This is a genomic window from Halarchaeum sp. CBA1220, assembly GCF_003721175.2.
GTDB classification, from domain to species: domain Archaea; phylum Halobacteriota; class Halobacteria; order Halobacteriales; family Halobacteriaceae; genus Halarchaeum; species Halarchaeum grantii.
Window position 1 is genome coordinate 1,169,046 of sequence record NZ_CP054707.1, and the last position, 19,813, is coordinate 1,188,858.

21 protein-coding genes are annotated in these 19,813 nt (G+C 70.8%); 13 read left to right on the top strand and 8 right to left on the bottom strand.

What is annotated here, in order from left to right:
• The first annotated feature begins 66 nt into the window (after nt 1-66).
• Nucleotides 67-1,134 carry a tyrosine decarboxylase MfnA gene (gene mfnA / locus EFA46_RS06260; protein WP_123074120.1) on the top strand — a complete coding sequence of 356 codons (1,068 nt, stop codon included), beginning with the start codon at nt 67-69 and terminating at the stop codon, nt 1,132-1,134.
• Between the two features lie 192 nt (nt 1,135-1,326).
• Here mfnA and EFA46_RS06265 read toward each other — a convergent pair whose 3' ends face one another.
• Nucleotides 1,327-1,515 (bottom strand): DUF5786 family protein, encoded by a 189-nt coding sequence (locus EFA46_RS06265; protein ID WP_123074119.1) that lies wholly within the window; start codon nt 1,513-1,515, stop codon nt 1,327-1,329.
• Nucleotides 1,516-1,647: 132 nt separating this feature from the next.
• On the opposite strand from EFA46_RS06265, the gene metG reads away from it, so the two are divergent.
• From metG to EFA46_RS06285, 4 genes are all read left to right on the top strand, one after another.
• A complete protein-coding gene (gene metG / locus EFA46_RS06270) occupies nt 1,648-3,714 on the top strand; it encodes a methionine--tRNA ligase (protein ID WP_123074118.1) in 2,067 nt (688 codons plus the stop codon).
• 118 nt (nt 3,715-3,832) lie between these two features.
• Nucleotides 3,833-5,581, top strand: coding sequence for a pyruvate kinase (pyk, locus tag EFA46_RS06275; RefSeq protein ID WP_123074117.1), 1,749 nt, complete (start codon nt 3,833-3,835; stop codon nt 5,579-5,581).
• Nucleotide 5,582: 1 nt separating this feature from the next.
• Nucleotides 5,583-5,789, top strand: coding sequence for a hypothetical protein (locus EFA46_RS06280; protein ID WP_123074116.1), 207 nt, complete (start codon nt 5,583-5,585; stop codon nt 5,787-5,789).
• A 277-nt stretch (nt 5,790-6,066) separates the two neighbouring features.
• Nucleotides 6,067-6,219, top strand: coding sequence for a hypothetical protein (locus EFA46_RS06285; RefSeq protein WP_158604234.1), 153 nt, complete (start codon nt 6,067-6,069; stop codon nt 6,217-6,219).
• A 24-nt stretch (nt 6,220-6,243) separates the two neighbouring features.
• Here EFA46_RS06285 and EFA46_RS06290 read toward each other — a convergent pair whose 3' ends face one another.
• Nucleotides 6,244-6,447, bottom strand: a complete 204-nt coding sequence (locus EFA46_RS06290; RefSeq protein ID WP_123074115.1) for a hypothetical protein — start codon at nt 6,445-6,447, stop codon at nt 6,244-6,246.
• A 223-nt stretch (nt 6,448-6,670) separates the two neighbouring features.
• Here EFA46_RS06290 and EFA46_RS06295 point away from each other — a divergent pair, with 223 nt between their 5' ends.
• The 3 genes from EFA46_RS06295 (at nt 6,671) to EFA46_RS06305 (ending at nt 8,465) form a co-directional block, all read left to right on the top strand.
• Nucleotides 6,671-7,252, top strand: coding sequence for an NfeD family protein (locus EFA46_RS06295; RefSeq protein ID WP_123074114.1), 582 nt, complete (start codon nt 6,671-6,673; stop codon nt 7,250-7,252).
• 78 nt (nt 7,253-7,330) lie between these two features.
• Nucleotides 7,331-7,636, top strand: coding sequence for a preprotein translocase subunit TatA (locus EFA46_RS06300; protein WP_123074113.1), 306 nt, complete (start codon nt 7,331-7,333; stop codon nt 7,634-7,636).
• A gap of 55 nt (nt 7,637-7,691) precedes the next feature.
• Nucleotides 7,692-8,465, top strand: coding sequence for a CPBP family intramembrane glutamic endopeptidase (locus EFA46_RS06305; RefSeq protein WP_123074112.1), 774 nt, complete (start codon nt 7,692-7,694; stop codon nt 8,463-8,465).
• A gap of 6 nt (nt 8,466-8,471) precedes the next feature.
• Here EFA46_RS06305 and EFA46_RS06310 read toward each other — a convergent pair whose 3' ends face one another.
• Entirely contained in the window at nt 8,472-8,831 is a 360-nt protein-coding gene (locus EFA46_RS06310) for a DUF5789 family protein (RefSeq protein ID WP_255494026.1), read from the bottom strand.
• Between the two features lie 102 nt (nt 8,832-8,933).
• On the opposite strand from EFA46_RS06310, the gene EFA46_RS06315 reads away from it, so the two are divergent.
• Complete coding sequence (locus tag EFA46_RS06315; protein WP_123074111.1) at nt 8,934-9,794, top strand: hypothetical protein; 861 nt, start codon at nt 8,934-8,936, stop codon at nt 9,792-9,794.
• A 4-nt stretch (nt 9,795-9,798) separates the two neighbouring features.
• Here the strand turns inward: EFA46_RS06315 and EFA46_RS06320 are convergent, their stop codons facing one another.
• From EFA46_RS06320 to EFA46_RS06330, 3 genes are read right to left on the bottom strand one after another with little or no spacing between them, the layout of a single operon-like run.
• On the bottom strand, nt 9,799-10,251 hold the full coding sequence (locus tag EFA46_RS06320; protein WP_123074110.1) for a Mut7-C RNAse domain-containing protein: 453 nt from the start codon (nt 10,249-10,251) through the stop codon (nt 9,799-9,801).
• Nucleotides 10,251-12,002: a DNA polymerase/3'-5' exonuclease PolX gene (polX, locus tag EFA46_RS06325; protein ID WP_123074109.1), complete on the bottom strand. Its 1,752-nt coding sequence runs from the start codon at nt 12,000-12,002 to the stop codon at nt 10,251-10,253. The genes EFA46_RS06320 and polX overlap by 1 nt, the downstream gene beginning before the upstream one ends.
• Entirely contained in the window at nt 11,999-12,472 is a 474-nt protein-coding gene (locus EFA46_RS06330; protein WP_123074108.1) for a DUF5788 family protein, read from the bottom strand. Before EFA46_RS06330 ends, polX begins: the two co-directional genes overlap by 4 nt.
• A gap of 94 nt (nt 12,473-12,566) precedes the next feature.
• Between EFA46_RS06330 and EFA46_RS06335 the strand changes: the two genes are divergently transcribed.
• Genes EFA46_RS06335 through EFA46_RS06350 form a run of 4 tightly spaced genes read left to right on the top strand, consistent with a single transcriptional unit; the run spans nt 12,567 to nt 16,501 of the window.
• On the top strand, nt 12,567-13,463 hold the full coding sequence (locus tag EFA46_RS06335) for a rhomboid family intramembrane serine protease (protein ID WP_123074107.1): 897 nt from the start codon (nt 12,567-12,569) through the stop codon (nt 13,461-13,463).
• Complete coding sequence (locus tag EFA46_RS06340; protein ID WP_123074106.1) at nt 13,464-14,267, top strand: endonuclease V; 804 nt, start codon at nt 13,464-13,466, stop codon at nt 14,265-14,267.
• Nucleotides 14,268-14,322: 55 nt separating this feature from the next.
• Nucleotides 14,323-15,144: an SDR family oxidoreductase gene (locus tag EFA46_RS06345; RefSeq protein ID WP_123074105.1), complete on the top strand. Its 822-nt coding sequence runs from the start codon at nt 14,323-14,325 to the stop codon at nt 15,142-15,144.
• Between the two features lies 1 nt (nt 15,145).
• Nucleotides 15,146-16,501, top strand: a complete 1,356-nt coding sequence (locus EFA46_RS06350; protein ID WP_123074104.1) for a glycerate kinase — start codon at nt 15,146-15,148, stop codon at nt 16,499-16,501.
• Here the strand turns inward: EFA46_RS06350 and EFA46_RS06355 are convergent.
• Both EFA46_RS06355 and EFA46_RS06360 read right to left on the bottom strand, forming a co-directional pair.
• Entirely contained in the window at nt 16,474-17,724 is a 1,251-nt protein-coding gene (locus EFA46_RS06355; protein ID WP_123074103.1) for an inorganic phosphate transporter, read from the bottom strand. The genes EFA46_RS06350 and EFA46_RS06355 overlap by 28 nt on opposite strands.
• Before the next feature lie 87 nt (nt 17,725-17,811).
• Nucleotides 17,812-18,867, bottom strand: coding sequence for a TRC40/GET3/ArsA family transport-energizing ATPase (locus tag EFA46_RS06360; protein ID WP_123074102.1), 1,056 nt, complete (start codon nt 18,865-18,867; stop codon nt 17,812-17,814).
• Nucleotides 18,868-19,813: the final 946 nt, after the last annotated feature.

Genomic DNA, 19,813 nt, shown 5'->3' on the forward strand with positions numbered 1-19,813 from the left:
AGTTAGGTCGGGGTCGGTCGGCGTCGAACGGAACGTCTTAACCGCCCGCTACAGTATCGGGTGGGTATGGACGCGTCGCCCCAGGAGTTCGACCGCGTGCTCTCCTCGATGTGCACGCGCCCGCACCCGAAGGCGCGGGCGGCCGCCGAGCGGTTCCTCGCGGACAACCCGGGCGACCCCGCCACGTATCCGGCCGTCGCCGAGCTCGAGGAGCGCGCCGTCGCCACCCTCGCGGAGGTCACGGGCCTTGAGGACCCCGCCGGCTACGTCGCGAGCGGCGGCACCGAGGCGAACATTCAGGCGGTGCGCGCCGCCCGCGAGGTCGCCGCGAGCGACGCCCCGAACGTCGTCGCGCCCGAGAGCGCGCACTTCTCGTTCAACAAGGCCGCCGATCTGCTCGGCGTCGAGTTACGCCTCGTCCCCGTGGACGACGACTACCGCGCGGACGTCGACGCCGTCGGCGCCGCCGTGGACGACGACACCGCGCTCGTCGTCGGCGTCGCCGGCACCACCGAGTTCGGCCGCGTCGACCCGATTCCGGAACTCGGGCGGATCGCCGACGAGGCGGACGCCTGCTTCCACGTCGACGCCGCGTGGGGGGGCTTCCACCTCCCGTTCACCGACCACGACTGGCACTTCGGGCACGCGCCCGTCGACACGCTCACTATCGACCCGCACAAGGTCGGGCGCGCGCCGATTCCCGCCGGAGGGTTCCTCGCGCGCGACGCGGAGACGCTCGACCGGCTCGCCGTCGAGACGCCGTACCTCGAGTCGACGGCGCAGGCGACGCTCACGGGGACGCGGAGCGGTGCGGGCGTCGCGGGCGCGGCCGCCGCGCTCGACGCGCAGTGGCCCGCCGAGTACGAGGCGAACCACGAGCGCGCGAGCGAGAACGCCGCCTACCTCGCGGACGAACTCACCGACCGGGGGTACGGCGTCGTCGAGCCCGAGCTCCCGCTCGTCGCGTTCTCGCTCCCCGAAGCCGAGTTCGACGCCGCGCGCGAAGAAGGGTGGCGACTCTCCCGGACCGGGAGCGGCGAGGCCCGCATCGTCTGCATGCCCCACGTCACGCGCGAGATGCTCCGCGCCTTCCTCGAGACGCTCGACGCCGCGCGCGTCACCGGCGGCGTCTGAAGTGCGGCACCGTCACACCGATGGCGCCTCCTCGGCGTCCGACTCGCCAGCCTCGACATCGCCGAAAACGAATCCGTGGTGGTCGCGCTCGCGACGTCCGCGTGGGCGTCCGCGTGGACGGGCGTCGCTCGGCCCGCCGCCGCTCTCCCGCTCCGGTCGGCCGGCCCCGTCGTCCGCCGGCGTCGTCGCCGGTTACTCCTCGTCGTCGTCGCCCTTCATCTCCTGCAGGCGGTCGACGAGCTCGCCGCTCGAGGCCCCGGTGTCGAAGCTGACCGAGCCGTCGTGGTCGTTCTCGTGGACGCTGACGGCGTCCTCGTCGTCGTAGTCGGTCCCCGAGTTCTGCTTCTCCTGCTCGGACTCGTCGTAGCTTCCGAAACCCATGCGACGTACCCGAGTGCCCGCGCGGGCATAAGGCGCTCGTCCGCGACGCGGTGAGCATGGGGTTCACTCGCGCACTCCTCACCGGAGTCGGAATCCACGGGATTTAGGCGGATACGGCGCGCGGTATCACGTATGTCTCACGAGGAGTTCCCCACAGAGAACCCCGCGCTGGTGACGTGCGGGCTCCCCTACGCGAACGGCGACCTGCACGTCGGCCACCTGCGGACGTACGTCAGCGGCGACGCGTTCACGCGCGGCCTCCGCACGCTCGGCCAGCAGGCGGCGCTCGTCTCCGGCTCCGACATGCACGGTACGCCCATCGCCGTGAACGCCGAGCAGGAGGGCGTGACCCCCGAGGAGTTCGCGCTGCGCCACCACGAGGAGTACGTGGAGACGTTCCCGAAGTTCAACGTCGACTTCGACAACTACGGCCACACGCACGAGGAGACGAACGTCGAACTCACGCAGGAGTTCGTGCGCGCGTGGGAGGCCAACGACCACGTCTACGAGCGCGAAATCCCGGTCGCCTACGACCCGGACGCCGACCAGTGGCTCCCCGACCGCTTCGTCGAGGGCGAGTGTCCGTACTGCGGCGAGCATGCGCGCGGCGACGAGTGCGACGAGGGCTGTCAGCGCCACCTCGAACCCGGCGAGATCGTCGACCCCGTCTCCACGCTCACCGGCAACCCCGCCGAGTACCACGAGCGCGCGCACAAGTTCCTCCGCCTCGAGGAGTTCCAGGAGTACCTCCAGGGGTTCATCAACCGCATGGAGGGGACGAGCAACGCGCAGAACCAGCCCCGCGAGTGGATCGAGGGCGAACTGCAGGACCTCTGCATCACGCGCGACATGGACTGGGGCATCGACTACCCCGGAGACGGAGCGGACGACCTCGTGCTCTACGTCTGGGTGGACGCGCCCATCGAGTACGTCGCGTCCACGAAGCAGTACAGCGAGCGCGTCGGCACCGACGAGTACGACTGGGAGGAGGTGTGGAAGGACGGCGACTCCGAGATCGTCCACATTATCGGCCGCGACATCATCCAGCACCACACGGTCTTCTGGCCGTCGATGCTGCAGGCGGCCGAGTACAACGAGCCGCGCGCGGTCTGCGCGACCGGCTTCGTCAACCTCGACGGGAAGGCCTTCTCGACCTCCCGGAACCGCGCAATCTGGGCGAACGAGTACCTCGAGGAGGGCTTCCACCCCGACCTCCTGCGCTACTACCTCGCGACGGCGGCGGGCTTCGAGCGCGACGTGAACTTCTCGTGGGAGCGCTTCCAGGAGCGCGTGAACACGGAGCTCGCGGACGTCGTCGGCAACTTCGTGAACCGCGCGCTCCTCTTCGCCGCGCGCAACTTCGACGGCACGCCGGACGCCGACCTCACCGACGAGACGGAGACGCGCATCGCGTCGGCGATGGACGACTACGAGGACGCCCTCAACGACTACGACGTTCGGAGCGCCGGCGAGACGGCGGTCGCGCTCGCGCGCTACGGCAACGAGTACATCCAGAACGCGGAGCCGTGGAAGCTCGACGCTGACGAGGCCGCGCCCGTCATCCGCGACTGCGTCCAGCTCGTGAAGGCCGTGAGCGTCCTCATCCAGCCGTTCACGCCCGAGAAGGCGGACCTCGCGTGGAGCCAGCTCGGCGAGGACGGCGACCTCGCGGACGCCACCGTCGCCGACTGCCTGCAGGCGCCGCCCGCGTCCTTCGACGAGCCGGACGAACCGCTCTTCGAGAAGATCGACGACGAGCGCGTCGCGGAGCTCAACCGGAAGCTCGAAGCGCGAGTCGAGGAGACGACGAGCGAGGCGGGCGAAGACGGGGACGCGAACGGCGACTCCGACGCGGAGACCGAGTTCGAGGACCTTCTCGAGGAGCGCATCGGCTTCGAGGAGTTCGAGGCGCTCGACCTCCGCGTCGGGCGCATCGAGGCCGCCGAGGGCATCGAGGGCGCGGACAAGCTCGCGCGCCTCACCGTCGACATCGGCGTCGAGGAGCGCCAGATCGTCGCCGGCATCAAGCAGCTCCACGACCTCGACGACCTCCCCGGCACGACGGTCGTCGTCGTCGCCAATCTGGAGCAGGCCGAACTGTTCGGCGTCGAGTCGAACGGCATGGTGCTCGCCGCCGGCGAGGACGCCGACCTCCTCACGACGCACGGCGACAGCGAACCGGGCACGAAGGTCCAGTAATCCCTCACGGTCGTTCCCCATCCTTACTGGCGCTGAGCGCCGCTGAACGCCCGCGACGGCCGTCTGTGCGCCGACCTATCACCGCCCTTTTTGCCGCGTCGGCGTCAAGGGCGCCCCAATGAGGAACGCGAAGATTATCTGCACGCTCGGTCCGGCGACGGACTCCCGGGCGGCGATTCAGGACCTCGCGGAGGCGGGGATGTCGGTCGCGCGGCTGAACGCCAGCCACGGAACGGTCGAGGACCGCCGCGAGCGCATCCACACCGTCCGGCAGGTCGACGACACGACGGAGGAACCGCTCGCCGTGATGCTCGACACGCAGGGCCCCGAGGTGCGGACCGCCGAAATCGACGACCCGATTCACGTCGAGACCGACACCACCGTCGAGTTCTACGTCGGCGACGAGGCCACGCCCGACCGCATCGGCCTCTCGAACAGCATCAGCGCCGTCGAAGCCGGCGATGTCGTCCTGCTCAACGACGGCCGCATCGAGACGCGCGTCGAGGGCGTCGAGGACGGCGTCGTCACCGCGTACGTCGTCAGCGGCGGCGAACTCGGCTCTCGGAAGGGCGTGAACGTCCCCGGCGTCGAACTCGACCTCGACGTCGTCACGGAGAAGGACCGCCGCGACCTGAAGCTCGCCGCCGAGGAGGGCGTCGACCTCGTCGCGGCGTCGTTCGTCCGGAGCGCGGCGGACGTCTACGAGATTTCCTCGACGCTCGAGGAGTTCGGCGCCGAGATCCCGATCATCGCGAAGATCGAGCGCGCGGGCGCCGTCGAGAACCTCGACGAGATCGTCGAGGCCGCCTACGGCGTGATGGTCGCGCGCGGCGACCTCGGCGTCGAATGCCCGATGGAGGACGTCCCAATCACCCAGAAGCGCATCATCCGCAAGTGCCGCGAGACCGGCTCGCCCGTCATCACCGCGACGGAGATGCTGGACTCGATGGTCCACTCCCGTCGACCCACTCGCGCGGAAGCGAGCGACGTCGCGAACGCCGTCCTCGACGGCACGGACGGCGTGATGCTCTCCGCAGAGACCGCCGTCGGGGACAACCCGACGCGCGTCGTCGAGACGATGGACCGCATCGTTCGCGAGGCCGAGTCGAGCGAGGAGTACGTCGAACTGCGCGAGCAGCGCGTCCCGAAGGCCGACGACGACTCGCGGACGGACGCGCTCGCGCGTTCGGCGCGCTACCTCGCGCGCGACGTGGACGCCACGGCCGTCGTCGTCGCCTCCGAGTCCGGCTACACGGCGCGGAAGGCCGCGAAGTTCCGCCCCGGTGTCCCGGTCGTCGCGACGACGCCGAACGACGATGTGCGCCGCCAGCTCGCCCTCTCCTGCGGCGTCGCGCCCCAGTACTCCGCCTACACCTCCGGCGGCACCTCGGCGGTCATCGAGAACGCGGTCTCCGCCGCCATCGACTCGGGCATCGTCGAGTCCGGCGACACGGTCGTCGTCGTCTCCGGGATGATGACCGAACTCGACGGCTCGGACACGACGAACACCCTCAAAGTCCACGTCGCCGCCGAGACGGTGGCGACCGGGCGCTCGGTCGTCTCCGGGCGCGCGACCGGGCCCGCCTACCGCGTCGCCGACGGCGACCTCAGCGACCTCCCCGAGGGCGCGATTGCGGTCCTCCCGTCGACGTTCGACGGCGAGTTCGAGGGTGACGTCGAGAAGCTCGCGGGCATCGTCAGCGCCGACACCGGCATGACGGGCTACGCGGCGATGGTCGCGCGCGAACTCGACCTCCCGATGGTCGGGAGCGCGACCCTCGACGACGACGTCGCGGACGGCGAAACCGTCACCGTGGACGGCGAGCGCGGCGTCGTCTACGCCGGCGAGATCAGCGGGAGCCGATAGAATGAGTGAGCGCATCGACGGCGGCGGCGAGGGCGACGACGGCGAGTGGCGCTTCTCGCTCGCGGACCTCGAGGAGGACGCCGAGGACGGCCCGGCCGTCGAGGCCCGCCCCGTCGAACCCGGGTCGCCGAGCGCGGAGAACGTCGCCTTCTTCCTGCTCGGTGCGCTCGGCGCCGTCGGCGTCTTCGCCCTCCTGCTGGTCGGGTGACGCGGTTCTGAGCGCAGGCGAAGAACCGCGGAAACGCGAACGGTGAGCGACAGCGAGCCGTGAGGAAACGCGGCAACCGAACGGTTTGCGAGGGCGCGACTGAGCGCAGGCGAGGGAACGCGAAGACGCTCGCGGTTCTCCACGTCGAGCGAGCCGGCGACCGGTCGGGTCTTTCGAGTCCCCCGCTCGCGGCCGCCACGCGGCGTTGGTCGCGTATCCACCGGAGCGCCAGCCGTCGGCACAACCTATATCCGCACGTGGGCGAAGAAACGCGTGTATGGGAGACGGGGGAGACAGCGCCGAGGAGGCCCTGGAGAACGCGTTAGACCAGAGCGAAAACAAGGACACGAATTACTGGATCCGAGTCGCGCTGCAGCGGCTGGTTGCGGACCGGGACGGTCCTGCGGGGCCGCCACCGGAGGACGGCTGACACGGTCGTCTGCGAGTGGGGCTCTCACTCGCCATCTCGCTCTGTCACGTCGCGATTGAAAAGCCACCACGGGCTATCGAGAACCATCGCCAGCCCGATCGCTACACCGAGCCCCAGTACCAACTCATCGGTGACTCGGCATGCGAGGGAAACCGCGACGATACTCGCGATGACTCTCGTCGCCCGCTGTACGTCCCAGTCGAGGAGGGCAGACAGAAGCGCGGGCATCACGCAGACATGTCTCTGAGGGAACATATGCCTGCTGGAGGGACGGAGGCGACTGCATCGACTCGGTGGACCCACGCTCCGCATCGACCGCTCCGCGTGGCCCCCGTCCGCGCGACCCACGGGCCGCTCGTCCGGCCAGCGGGTCGCGTCGCGCGACGGCTTCGCCGTCGCTGACAAACGGTCGCGGGTAACGTTCTTCCCGGTCCGTCACGGATGTACACGTATGGCGGACTTGCTCAACATCTCGTTGCCGCTCCTGCTCGTCGTCGCGGGCGTCGTCCTCTGCATCGCGGAGGCGTTCGCGCCGGGCGCACACTTCGTCGTCATCGGCGTCGCCCTCCTCGTCGCGGGGCTCGCGGGCGTCCTCCTCCCCGGGGTGGTCACCCCGCTCGTGCTCGCGATTCTCGTCTTCGTCGTGGGCGCGCTCGCGCTCTGGGGCTACCGGCATCTCGAACTCTACGAGGGGACGGGGCGCGGGAGGACCGAGGGGTCGTCCTCCCTGCGCGGGGTTCGCGGCGCCGTCACGGAGCGCGTCACGGACTCCTCGGGGCAGATCCGCCTCGACGAGGGCGGCGGCTTCGACCCGACGTACGCCGCGCGCACGATTACGGGCGCGGACGCCATCGACGAGGGCACCGAGGTCGTCGTCGTCGACCCCGGTGGCGGGAACGTCCTCACGGTCGCGGCTGTCGACGGTCCGGACGACATCGACCGCGAACTCGAGCGCGGGCGTGAGCGCGAGCGCGTGGACCGCGAGTCCGAGTCGGCCGAGCGGGACGCCGACCGGGAGCGCGAGCGTGAGTGAGGGGCGACTCGCGCGAGGCGGCGCGCCGCGTGAGCGGCGTGTACAAAGCTTACAACGCGGCGCGCACTACGCGAACGTATGCACGCCCTCCACGACGCCGTCGCGCCCGCGTTCCTCGGCGGGGTACCGGGCGGGATGGAGTTGCTCGTCGTCCTCCTCGTTGCCGTCGTGCTCTTCGGCATCCCCGTCCTCCTCCTGCTCGGCGGCGGTGGCTACCTCCTCGCGCGCGGCGCGCAGGAGGACGAGCGCATCGCCGAGCTGGAGAGCGAGGTCGAGGCGCTCCGCGACCAACTGAGCGAGTCCGACCGCGACGCGGCGGAGCACGACGACGCGACGGGACGCGGCGACGACGCCGACGAGAACGACGGGGACAGAGAGCGATGACGCGCCCGCTCGACTCCGTCGGTCTCTTAGTGGCGCGGGAGCGAACGTCCGCGTGATGTCAGACAGCACCTTCGACGAGTGGGTCCTCCGCGTCACCACGCTCCTCCTCGCGCTCGGCGTCGGCGCCGGCGGCCTCGCGTTCGGCTTCGCCCTCACCCTCGGCGCCGGTCTCGGCCTCCGGTTCGCGGGCGTGACGCTCACGCCGTCGATCAGCATCGTCCTCTCCGTCGTCCTCCTGCAGGGCGTCGCGTTCGGCAGCGTGGCCTACGCGTACGCCCGCTACCGCGACGACACCGCCCGCTTCCTCACGTTCCGCTGGCCGTCGCTTCGCGAGCTCGGCCTCGCGTTCGGCGGGTGGGTCGGCGCGCTCGCCGCGCTCATCGTCATCGGCGCCGTCCTGCAGGCGACGAACGCGCCGACGGCGAGCAACCAGATCGCGAACTACGGCCTCGAACACCCCGAAGTCCTCCTCCTCCTGATCCCGCTCTCCTTCCTCCTCGTCGGCCCCGGCGAGGAGCTGCTCTTCCGTGGCGTCGTTCAGGGGACGCTGCGCGAGCGCTTCGGGCCCGTGCCCGCCGTGTTGCTCGCGAGCCTCATCTTCGCGAGCGTCCACTTCACGTCGCTCTCGGGCGCCATCGCGGGTCGCGTCGTGACGATTGCGGCGCTCTTCGTCATCTCGCTCTTCCTCGGCGCGCTCTACGAGTACACGGAGAACCTCACGGTGCCCGCGCTCGTCCACGGCGCCTACAACGCCACGCAGTTCCTCATCCTCTACGTCTCCATCGCGTACGGCGACCAGCTCCAGAACGCGGCCGCCTTCCTCGGCTGAGTCTCCCTACTCCTCGGACGTCGCGCCGGTGTCGTCCTCGCCGTCGTCGGCCTCCACTTCTCCCTCGTCCGTCTCCGCGCCCGTCGCGGGCACGGGACCGTCGCCGATCTGTTCGCGGACGGTGTCGACGAACTCGCGACGCGACTCGAAGTAGGGGACGTCCGTGTGCGCGAGGACGTCCGCGAGGCGGCGCGGGCCCTTCGGTGTCCGGATTCGCGTCTCCCCGTCCCGGCGGACGATCTCGCTGCGCTGGATGCCCCACGTGAACCGGGAGGCGACGCGCGCGAGCGGTGCGCCCTCGACGGCGACGCCCTCGCCGAGTTCGACCGCTGGAGCCTCCTCCTCCTCGCCTTCGTCGTCAGCCATACGTGTAGTGTCGTCGGGCCGCGCGATTAGACTTTTCGATGCCCCGAGCGAACGAACGGCGTCTGACGCACTACTTTTGGTGTTGCGCGCGTATGTGCGCCCATGACCAGCCTCGCGGACGCGTACGAACGAGACGCCAACGGCGCGAGCCAGCGCCGCGTCTACGCCGGCACGGCGCTGTTCGCGGCCGGCGCGCTACTCGTCATCGGCGGGCTCCTCGCGGGGACGACCCACCTCGTCATGGGCGCGAACCCGTCGACCGCCGCGAAGTTCGGCGCGCGCCGCCTCGCGCTCACGCTCGTCTGCTTCGGCGTGCCGGCCATCCTCCTCGGGGTCTTCACCGTCCTCCCGGCGGCCCGCCTCTATCGGGTCGCCGCCGTCGCCGGCGCCGCGCTCGCGGTCGTCGGTACGCTCGTCCTCCGCGCGGCCTACCCCGGCCAGTGGTACGCGAGCGGCGCGAGCGTCCCCTCGACCATCGTCGTCGCGGGCGGCGTCGTCTACGCGCTCGGCCTGCTCACGACGCTCTGGTGTCTGTTCACCGCCGTCGCGACGTTCAAGACGCGCAACGCGCCCGGTGGCACCGTCTCCATGACGGTCACGCGCGACGGCGAGACCCGCACCGTCGAGGTGCCGCGCGAGGACCTCGACGACGCGCGCGCCGCGCTCTCCGGCGGCTCCTTCGGCGGCGTCGGCGTCCTCGGCGGCTCGACGGACGTCGAGGACACCTCCCCGCAGCCGACCTCCGACGGCGGGCAGGCGGCGACGGACGTCCGCGAGGCCGGCACCGCCGAGTCGGACTCGAACGCGAGCGGCACCGAGCCGGGTCCCGACCAGTACTGCGGGAGCTGCGCGCACTTCGACTACGTCCGCACGGACGACGACGCCATCCGGCCCTACTGTGGCTTCCACGACGAACTGATGGACGACATGGACGCCTGCGAGCAGTGGACGCGCAACGACTGAGGCCTCAGAGCCCCGCGAGGCGCGTCTCGACGTCGTCCCAGTGACTCCCCTTCCAGTAGCGTTGGCCACAGTCCGTGCATCGCCACACCGCCTCGACGTCGTCCGGGACGTGCTCGGGGTGTGGCGGGTCCGCGCGCTCCAGCGGCCCGTTACAGCTCGCGCACCGACGCGGCTCGGCGGGGAGCGCGAGTTCGAATCCCGCGTCGGCGAGCTCGCGCAGTTGGTCGTCGACGTGCCGGGTGCGCAGGCGGACGCTCCCCGTTGTTCGGCGCGCGAGCTCCTCGTCGCGCGTGAGGAGGACGCGGCCCTCGCGGCGCGCGATTTCGCGGAGGCGCTCGTCGTCCTCGACCCCCCTGTCGAGCGCGTACGCGGCGTCGTAGCCGCACATCCGGAGGAGGCGCGCGAGCTTCCCGCACATCACGTCCAGCAGGAGCGGCGTGTCCTCGGACGAGCGCATCAGTGGAGGAACGCGCGCACCTCCTCGACGGGCCACGCGTTCAGGACGTCGGCGGCCTCGGCCCACCCACGTCGGGCGGTGTGGACGCCGTAGGTGAGGTAGTCGAACTCGGCGGGCGAGTGCGCGTCCGTGTCGACGGCGACGGTCGCGCCCGCCTCGACGGCCGCCTGCACCGCGCTCCCCCAGAGGTCGAGGCGGTGGTAGTTCGCGTTCACCTCGAGCGCCGTGCCGGCGTCGGCGGCGGCCGCCGCGAGCGCGGCGGCGTCGAACTCCATCGCGGGGCGCTGGTTGATGAGTCGCCCCGAGGGGTGGCCGAGGACGTCGACGTGCGGGTGCTCGACGGCCGCGACGAGGCGCTCGGTCCGGTCGCCGCCGTCGTCGCCGAGCCCCGAATGCGGGGACGCCACCACGAGGTCGAGGTCCGCGAGCACGTCGTCGCTCACGGCCACGACGTCCCCGTCCGCGTCGACGTTCGCCTCGACGCCGTGCAGGACGTCGATGTCGGCGTCGTCGCGCACGGCCGCGACGCGCTCGGCCTGCTCGCGGAGCTCCGCGTCGCTCAACCCGGAGTCGCCGAAGACGCCCGGACCCGCCGCGTGGTCGGTGACGCAGACGTAGTCGTGGCCGAACTCGGCGGCGGCCGCCACCATCTCTTCGAGGGAGGCGTCGCCGTCCGACCGCTCCGTGTGCGTGTGCAGGTCGCCCCGGACGTCGTCGACGGCGAGGAGGTCGGGGAGCGCGCCCTCGCGCGCGGCGTCGATCTCGCCGCGGTCCTCGCGGAGCTCCGGCGGGATGTACTGGAGGCCGAGCGCGTCGTAGACGTCGCTCTCCGACTCGGCGGCGAGGCGCTCGCCGACGCGCTGACCGGACGCGTCCTCGGGCACGTCGCTCACGTCGAAGACGCCGTACTCGTTCACCTTCTTCCCCTGCTCGATGGCGTGATTGCGGAGCGTGACGTTGTGGTCCTTCGACCCCGTGAAGTACTGGAGCGCGGCGCCGAACTCCTCGGGGACGACGACGCGCAGGTCGACGCGCATCCCGCCCGCGCGCACCGACGTCTTCGTCTCGCCCGTCTCGATGGTCTCCTCGGTGCGCTCCCACGCCGCGAGGGAGTCGCCGACGGCGTCGCCGGCGTCGCTCGCGACGAGGACGTCCACGTCGCCGTTCGTCTCGCGCCACCGCCGCACGGACCCCGCCGCCTCGACGCGCGCCACGCCGTCGGCGTCCGCGAGGTAGTCCACGATGTCGTCGGCGAGCGGGCGCGTGTCGCCGAGGAGTTCGCGCTCCTGTGCGCGCCGGGCGAACGCGACGTGGTCGAGGATGTTCGCCTCCGTCTTCGCGCCGAACCCCTTCACCTCCCGAATCTCGCCGCTCTCAGCCGCTGATTCGAGGTCGTCCAGCGTCTCGACGCCGAGGGCGTCGTAGAGCTTCCGCACCGTTTTCGGCCCGACGCCCTCGACGCTCGTCAGCTCCGCCATCTCCACGGGGAGGGCCGCGCGAGCGTCCTCGAGCTCCTCGAACGTCCCCGTTTCGAGGTAGTCGACGACGTGCTCGGCGATCCCCTCGCCGACGCCGTCGATTTCCCGAACTGCCTCGGCGCCCTCGTCGGCGAGCGCCGCGATGTCCTCCGGGTAGTCCCGGACGTTCGAGGCGGCGCGCCGGTAGACGTTCGGCCGGTAGTCGTCGCCCTGCGCCTCCAGTAGGTCCGCGTACTCCTCCAGCACGGACGCCACCTCCGCGTTCTGACTCATCGGCTATCGCCCCGGCCGGCGCTCCCACCGCGACCGCGGCCGCGCGAGCTCTCGCTCTCGTGGCCGAGCGCCTTCCGGAGGAAGTTGTACCAGCGCTTCTGGTCGGCCGTCTCCTTCGCCTGTATCTCGCGCTCGATGTCCGTCGGCGAGCCCAGCGACTCGAGGGCGTTCAGCGCGCGGTCGATGCCGATTATCTCCTCGGCGAGCGTCTCCCCCTCCGCGTAGTCGAGGGCGCCCTCCTCGAGGCGCTCCGTTCGCTCGCGGCGCGCGCGCCGCAGGTTGCGCTTCGCGTCCTCGACCTCCTCGCGGCGCTCCGGGGGAACGGCGTCGACGCGCTTCATCTCGAAGACGAACTCGCGGAGCGGGAACGCCTCGCCGTCGAGTGCCACCTCGTCCGGAATCGTCGCCCCGACCGTCGCCGACTCGCGGCCGATGCGCTCCAAGAGCTGCTTGCGCTCGTACTCCTTCATGCGTGAGCCCTCGCCCGCTGCGGCCTTGTAGCCTGCGCCCGACTCGGCGCGCCCGACCAAAGGCACTAACCCGCCAGCCCACGCACTCCCACCAATGGCGACGTGTGACCGGTGCGGGACACAAGTGGGGATGCCCTACCGCTGTCGGTTCTGCGGGGGGAGCTACTGCGAGGAGCACCGCCTCCCGGAGAGCCACGACTGCCCCGGCCTCGAGGAGTGGAACGACCCCTCGGGCGTCTTCGGGCAGTACGAGGAGGAGGAGGAGCGCTCGCGCGTCGACCGCGCCGTCGACGCCGTGAGCGCGACCGGCGGGCCGCTGGGGTATCTCCGCGGGAACGCGACCTACGTCTTCCTCGGGCTGATGGCGCTGACGGCGTTCGCCCAGTACATCGTCGCGCCCCTGTTCGGCGTCGCGGTGAACTCGGGCCCGTGGGTCGACCTCTTCACGCTGAACACGTACAACCTCACGTTCGTCTACCCGTGGTTCGTCTCCGTCTTCGCGCACGGCGGCTTCGGCCACCTCCTCTTCAACGGCATCGCGCTCTACTTCTTCGGGCCGCCGGTCGAGCGCCGCATGGGCTCCGCGAAGTTCGCCGCGCTCTTCGTCGGCGCGGGCGTCCTCGCCGGCCTCGCGCAGGTCCTCACCGCGGCCGCGCTCGGCGACGTCGCGGCCGTCTACGGTGCGAGCGGCGCCATCATGGCCGTCATGGGCGTCCTCACCGTCCTCAACCCCGGCCTTCGGGTCTACCTCTACTTCGTCATCCCGATGCCGCTCTGGGTGCTCACGCTCGGCTTCGCCGCCTACTCGCTCTTCGTCACCGGCTTCTTCGGGCCGGGGAGCGGCGGCGTCGCCCAGGTCGCGCACCTCGCCGGCCTCGGCGTCGGCCTCCTCTACGGCGCCTACCTGAAGTCCCAAGGCGGTCGCGGGCCGAACCAGCTCCAGCTCGGCGGCGGCCGGCGCGGCCCCGGCGGTGGCCGGGGGCCGTTCTAGATGGAACTCGAACACCCCGAGTTCCTCCCGGACCCGTCGCTCTCCGCCGCCGAGATGGAGGCGATGCAGCGCGATATCGCCGAGACCGCCGTCTTCGACGACGACCACGGCCTCGACCCGTCGGCGCTCGCGCTCGCCGACTCCATCAACGCCGCCGACGACGCGCAGGCGACGCTCGACGGTGACGGCCCGGTCGTCGTCGGCGTCGATCAGGCCTTCCGCGAGGACGACGCCGTCTCCGCCGCCGTCGCGATCCGGGACGGCGCCGTCGTCGAGCGCGCGTACGGTCGCGCCGACCTCGAAATCCCCTACATCCCCGGCCTCCTCGCGTTCCGCGAGGGGAGCGCCATCGTCGACGCGCTCCAGTCGCTCGCCGTCGACCCCGACCTCCTCGTTCTCGACGGGAGCGGGCGCATCCACTACCGGGAGGCCGGCCTCGCGACGCACGTCGGCGTCCTCTTCGACGCGCCCGCCGTCGGCGTCGCGAAGAACCTCCTCTGCGGGACACCGACCGAAAACGTCGAGGACCGCTATCTCGCGGCGGGCGAGCGCGTCGCCATCGAGGCCGACGACGAGGTCGAGACCTGCCCGAACGGGACGACCATCGGCCACTACTACCAGTCGAAGCAGTACGACACCCCCGAGCGGCGCCACGTCAACCCGCTCGTCGTCAGTCCCGGCCACCGCGTGCGCGCCGAGACGACCGTCGAGTTCGTCGCCGCGACCTGCGCGGGCTACAAGCTCCCGGAGCCCACGCGGCACGCGGACGCGCTCGTCGGCGAGCGAGCGCGCGGCGAGCGCTGAGCGCGGGTCCGCGAAACGGCCATCCTTAACTCGGCGCCGCGCGACGCCTTCGAGTATGACGACTGAGACGGTTCTCATCACGGGCGCGTCCTCGGGTATCGGCCACGCGACCGCCGAGGCGTTCCTCGACGCGGAGTGGTCGGTGTGGGCGACCGCGCGCGACGAATCGGACCTCCGGGCGCTCCGCGAGGCCGGCTGTACGACCGCCGAACTCGACGTGACGCGGCCCGCGCAGTGTCGCGACGTCGTGGAGGAGCTCGTTGAGGCGGAGGGCCGCCTCGACTGCCTCGTGAACAACGCGGGCTACGGACAGATGGGCGCCGTCGAGGACGTGACGACGCGCCGCCTGAACAAGCAGTTCGACGTGAACGTCTACGGGCCCCACCGGCTGATCCGCGCCGCACTCCCGCACATGCGCGAGCGCGGCGAGGGGACGATAATCAACCTCTCCAGCGTCTCCGGGCGCGTCAGCACGCCCGGGATGGGCGTCTACTCGGCCTCGAAGTTCGCGCTCGAAGGCCTGAGCGACGCGCTCCGCGGTGAGGTGCAACCGCACGGCATCGACGTCGCGCTCGTCGAACCCGGGCCCGTCGAGACGGAGTTCTCCGCACGCGCCGCCGACGAACTCGAACCCGTCGAGGCCTCCGGCGCCTACGACCGCGTCTACCGCTTCTTCGAGGACTTCGACGCCGTCTCCGGCGGCTTCGCGTCCAGCCAACCGGAGGACGTCGCCGCCGTCGTCCTCGAGGCCGCGAGCACGACCGACCCCGACCCGCGCTACCCGGTCGGCCCGGCGGCGCGCGCGATGCTCCTCGCGCGCTACGCCCCCGACCGGATCCGGGACCGCGTCGTCGACCTGCTCTACAAACTCGCCTGAGATGACGTCCGAGACCCCCGACGACGCCGACGCCGCACGCGCCCGGCGCGCGCTCGCCCGCGAGTGCGCCACCGCCGGCATCGACGCCGCGCACCCCGAGAGCGTCGTTCGCGACGCCGTCACGTGCGAGGGCGAGACGCTCCGCATCGGCGACGCGACGCTCGACCTCACCGACTACGAGTCTGTCGTGGTGCTCGGCGGCGGGAACGCCGCCTCGCAGGTCGCCGCCGCGCTCGAAGGCGTCCTCGGCGAGCGCCTCGACGGCGGCATCGTCGTCACCGACGACCCCGCCGAGACCGAGCGCGTCGAGGTGTTGTACGGCGACCACCCCACGCCGAGCGAGCGCGGCGTCGACGCCACGCGCCGCCTCCTCGCGGAGGCCGACGCCCTCGACGACTCCACGCTCGTCCTCGCCGCGATAACGGGGGGCGCGAGCGCGCTCCTCGCCGCGCCCGCCGGTGACCTCACGCTCGCCGACCTCCGCGCGACGACGGACGCCCTGCTCGCGAGCGGCGCGACCATCGACGAACTGAACGCCGTCCGCAAACACCTCTCCGAACTCAAGGGCGGCCGCCTCGCCGCGCGCCTCGCGCCCGCGCGCGTCGTCACCCTCCTCTTCAGCGACGTCGTCGGCGACGACCCCTCCGTCATCGGGAGCGGCCCCACCGTCCCCGACCCGACGACGTACCGGGACGCCCTCGACGTCATCGAGGAGTACGCGCTCGACGTCCCGGACGCCGTCCGAACCCACCTCGAACGCGGCGCCGCCGGCGAGCGCGCTGAGACGCCGAAAGCGGGTGCTGCGGCCTTCGACGCCGTCTCGACGCACCTCCTCGCGGACAACCGCACCGCCGTCGACGCCGCCGCCGCCGTCGCCGAGGACGCCGGCTACGACGCGCTCGTGCTCTCAACGAGCGTGCGCGGGGAGGCCCGCGAGGCCGCGAAGACGCACGCCGCAATCGCCGAGGAAGCCATCGCGAGCGGCGACCCCGTCAGCCCGCCCTGCGTCGTCCTCTCCGGCGGCGAGTGCACCGTCACCGTTCGCGGCGACGGCGAGGGCGGCCCGAACCTCGAGTTCGCGCTCTCGGCCGCGCTCGAACTCCCGCCGGGGAGCGCGCTCTGCGCCGTCGACACCGACGGCATCGACGGCGCGACACGCGCCGCCGGCGCCGTCGTCGACTCGGGGACTGTCACGGACCGCCGCGCGGCGCGCCGCGCGCTCCGCGCGAACGACGCGCTCCCCGCCCTCGACGCGCGCGGCGCGCTCGTCGAGACGGGCGCGACCGGGACGAACGTCAACGACCTCCGTGTCCTCGTCGTCGACGGCCCTCAGAGCACGAAGCGGAACAGCGGGTAGGAACCGAGGACGGCGAGCGTCGGCGTGAGAACCCACAGGAACACGATTCGCTTGGCCGCGTTCGGGTCGAAGAGCCCGTCGCGGTCCAGCTCCACGGAGTCCGCCTCCCCGATGTCCGGCACCTCGGGCACCGACTCGTCCGGCGGCTCCACCGTCGCCTCGCCGCTCGCGATGTCGCCGACCGTCGGGCTCGTCGGGACGTCCGCGTCGCGCGAGGCGGCGAGCGCGCCGGTCGTTATCTCGATGTCGCTTTCGCCCCGGGGCGCGGGCGCCGCGAGCTCGGCGACGGTCGCCGCCCGACTCGCGCGGCCCCAGCCGAGGCCGATGATGCAGCAGGTGGTGCTCACCGCGAGACTCGCCGGGATGCCCAGCGCGGACAGCCCAGTGATGATGGTCGCGCCGACGACGGAGACGAGGAGCGCCGCCAGTATCGGGAGTTCGGTGATGTCGTCGCCGACCGTCTCGAGCGTCCGGCGCGCGATGGTGAACCCGCCGAGGCTGAACGCGAAGACCGCGAGGAGCACCCCTTGGTCGACGGTCAGCGGCCCGCCCGCCGCGACGAGCGGCGCGACGGCGTTCGCGGCGTTCGAGGCGCCCGCCGAGAACGCCATGTAGCACGCGATGGCGACGACGGCGAGCGACCCGCCGATGTCGCGCAGCGACGCGTCGTCGTTGAACCGCAGTCGGGGGAGGCGTCCCGTCCGCTCGACGCGTATCAGATGCGAGTCGAAGCGGGTGAACGCGATGCGCCGGTCGAGGTGGGGGTAGAGGTAGCGGCCGACGAGCGCGCCGACGGCGAACGCCACGAGCGGCGCGACGATCCACGCCGAGACGATGGTGAACATCAGCGCCTCGTTGAGCGTTCCCGTGGCGAGACCGAGTCCGACGATGGCGCCGACCGCCGTCATCGACGTTGAGGCGGGGACGCCGTAGAGGTTCGAGACGAGCAGCGACGCGCCGGTGAAGAAGAGGACGCCGACGCTCGCGACGGGCGTGAACTGCACGGCCGGAACGATGGTGCTGCTCATCGTCTCGATGACGTTCCGCCCGACCGTCCACGCGCCCACGAGCGCGAACACCGTGAACAGCGCCGCCGCGGTCGGTTTGCGAACGAGGCGGCTGCCGACGGACGGCCCGAACGCGACGCCCGTCGAGGAGCCGCCGATGTTGAACCCGACGAAGACCGCGACGAGGATGCCGACCGCGGCGAGGAGCGTTATCACGGCTGTCCCCTATCGCTCGGCCACGTAAAGCGGTGTCCCACGGCGGCGTGTGCTCGCCCGGTCGCGTCCCCGGGGAGTCCGGCGCGCTCAGCTCAGACACGCGCCGACGACGCGCAGCGCGCTCTCGCCGCGCACTTCCTCGGCGAGCAGAGGGACGCGCTTCACGTCGTGGCCGCGAAAGAGCTCCTGGGCCTCCGCCAGCGCGTCCTGCTGGACGTCCCAGCGGCGCTGGCAGAACTCGCACGCGTCGAGGTTCGGCGAGACGAACGTCTCGTCGGGGATGTCGGGAACGACGTCGACGAGCGGCTCCATCACCTTGTTCACGACGACGGTGCTCACGGGAATCCCGAACTCCTCGAGGCGCGCGCGGAGGCGCTTGGCCTCCATGACGCTCATTTCCTCGGGCACCGTGACGATGCGGAAGTCCGTCCGCGTCGGGTCAGTGAGCACCGCGCGCAGGCGCTCGACGCGCTCGCGGACCTCCTCCATGCCGTCCGTCCCCATCGCGTCGGACTCGTCGTCGCCGCCGAACATCCCGGTGAGCGAGCCCATCATGCCGCTCATCTTCTCGCGGAACTGCAACATCCGCCCCATCATCGAGTCCATGAGCTCCGGGAGTTCGAGGAGGCGGAGCGTGTGCCCCGTCGGCGCGGTGTCGACGACGACGCGCTCGAAGCGCTCGTCGTCGAGGTACTCGATGAGGAGCTGCATCGCCGCCGCCTCGTCCGCGCCCGGCATCGGCCCGCCGAACGGGTTCGCCGCGCCCTCGTCCCCGCCCATGAGCTCGCCGAGGCCGCCCATCGGCCCGCCCGCCGCGCCGTCGTCGCCGCCGAACCCGAGCGCGCTCGCGCGCTCCATCGCCTCGTCCGGGTCGATCTCGACGCCCCAGAGCGGGACGTCCTCGCGGAGCCGCCCGGGCTGACTCGGCACGTCCGTCTCGTACGTATCCGAGAGGCTGTGCGCGGGGTCGGTCGAAACGACGAGCGTCGGCGTCCCCTCGTGGGCGCTCGCGAGTCCCGTCGCCGCCGCCATCGTCGTCTTCCCGACGCCGCCCTTCCCGCCGTAGAGGACGTACTCAGCGGTCCCGGCCGCGACGCCCGCCGCCTCGACGTCCTCGACCGCCTCGACTTCGAGTTCGCTCATAGGTGACAGAGGGGGCTCCTCCGGGGTAGGTCCACCGTCTTTTTCCCGTTCGGGTCGCGCTACGCGCGACCGCTCACAGCGAAACCACGGTCCACGCGAGCAACGCGGACGCGCCGCGTCCCGCTGGCCGTACGGGCGACTCATGGGTCGCCCGTACAACGGAGGCGAGTGTGGGATCAGCGAGAACGTAGTTCTCGCAGAGGAGAAAAAGGCCGGTCACCTTCGGCGACCGGTGAAACTCGCGCGAAGCGCGAGTACGCAGGACCGAAGACCGCAGGGCAGACGTTCGATACAGCGTAGGTACCTCACACCTACGCTTTTACTAGTGGTTCCGTAATTACTGAACTAAGATGTCGAAAGATGGCAGTCCGGAACAGGATAGGAATCCCACGCAGTCGCCAGAACATATGCAGGAAATTATGAGAAGGCAGAGACAACCCCGGAGGCTCGGGCAAATTCCTGGTGCGGGCCCTAAGGGCTCACCCATGGTCACTGAGGAAGACCTCCCTGACGATGCTGAGTCACTCAAACATCTATACTTGGAACTCCAACGACAACTTCGAGATACGGAAGCACGACGACACCACGATATACAACGGCAACGGCTGTTCGGCGGTGAGGATGACACTTTAGAAGATTTGTTAGGTCATTTTTGGAGCCGGGGGATGGAATTCATATTTATTGGAGGTGTGCTCATCACTGTGATATCGTTGCTTAGCCCAGAAATATCTTTGACGAGTCCTGCGGTTTTGGTAGCTACGTTATTATCTGCTTGGGAACGATACCTTCGAGATCCACTCAATACCATCGGCGGCGCAGTTCAATCTTGGATTGAGAACCAATTTGCGTGATTGGTACGCATCTAGACTGAACGACCCACCAGCCTAACGTCCGGCGACCGAGCGGTCCGTTAGGACCCGGAATGAGGCGAGAACTTCGTTCTCTC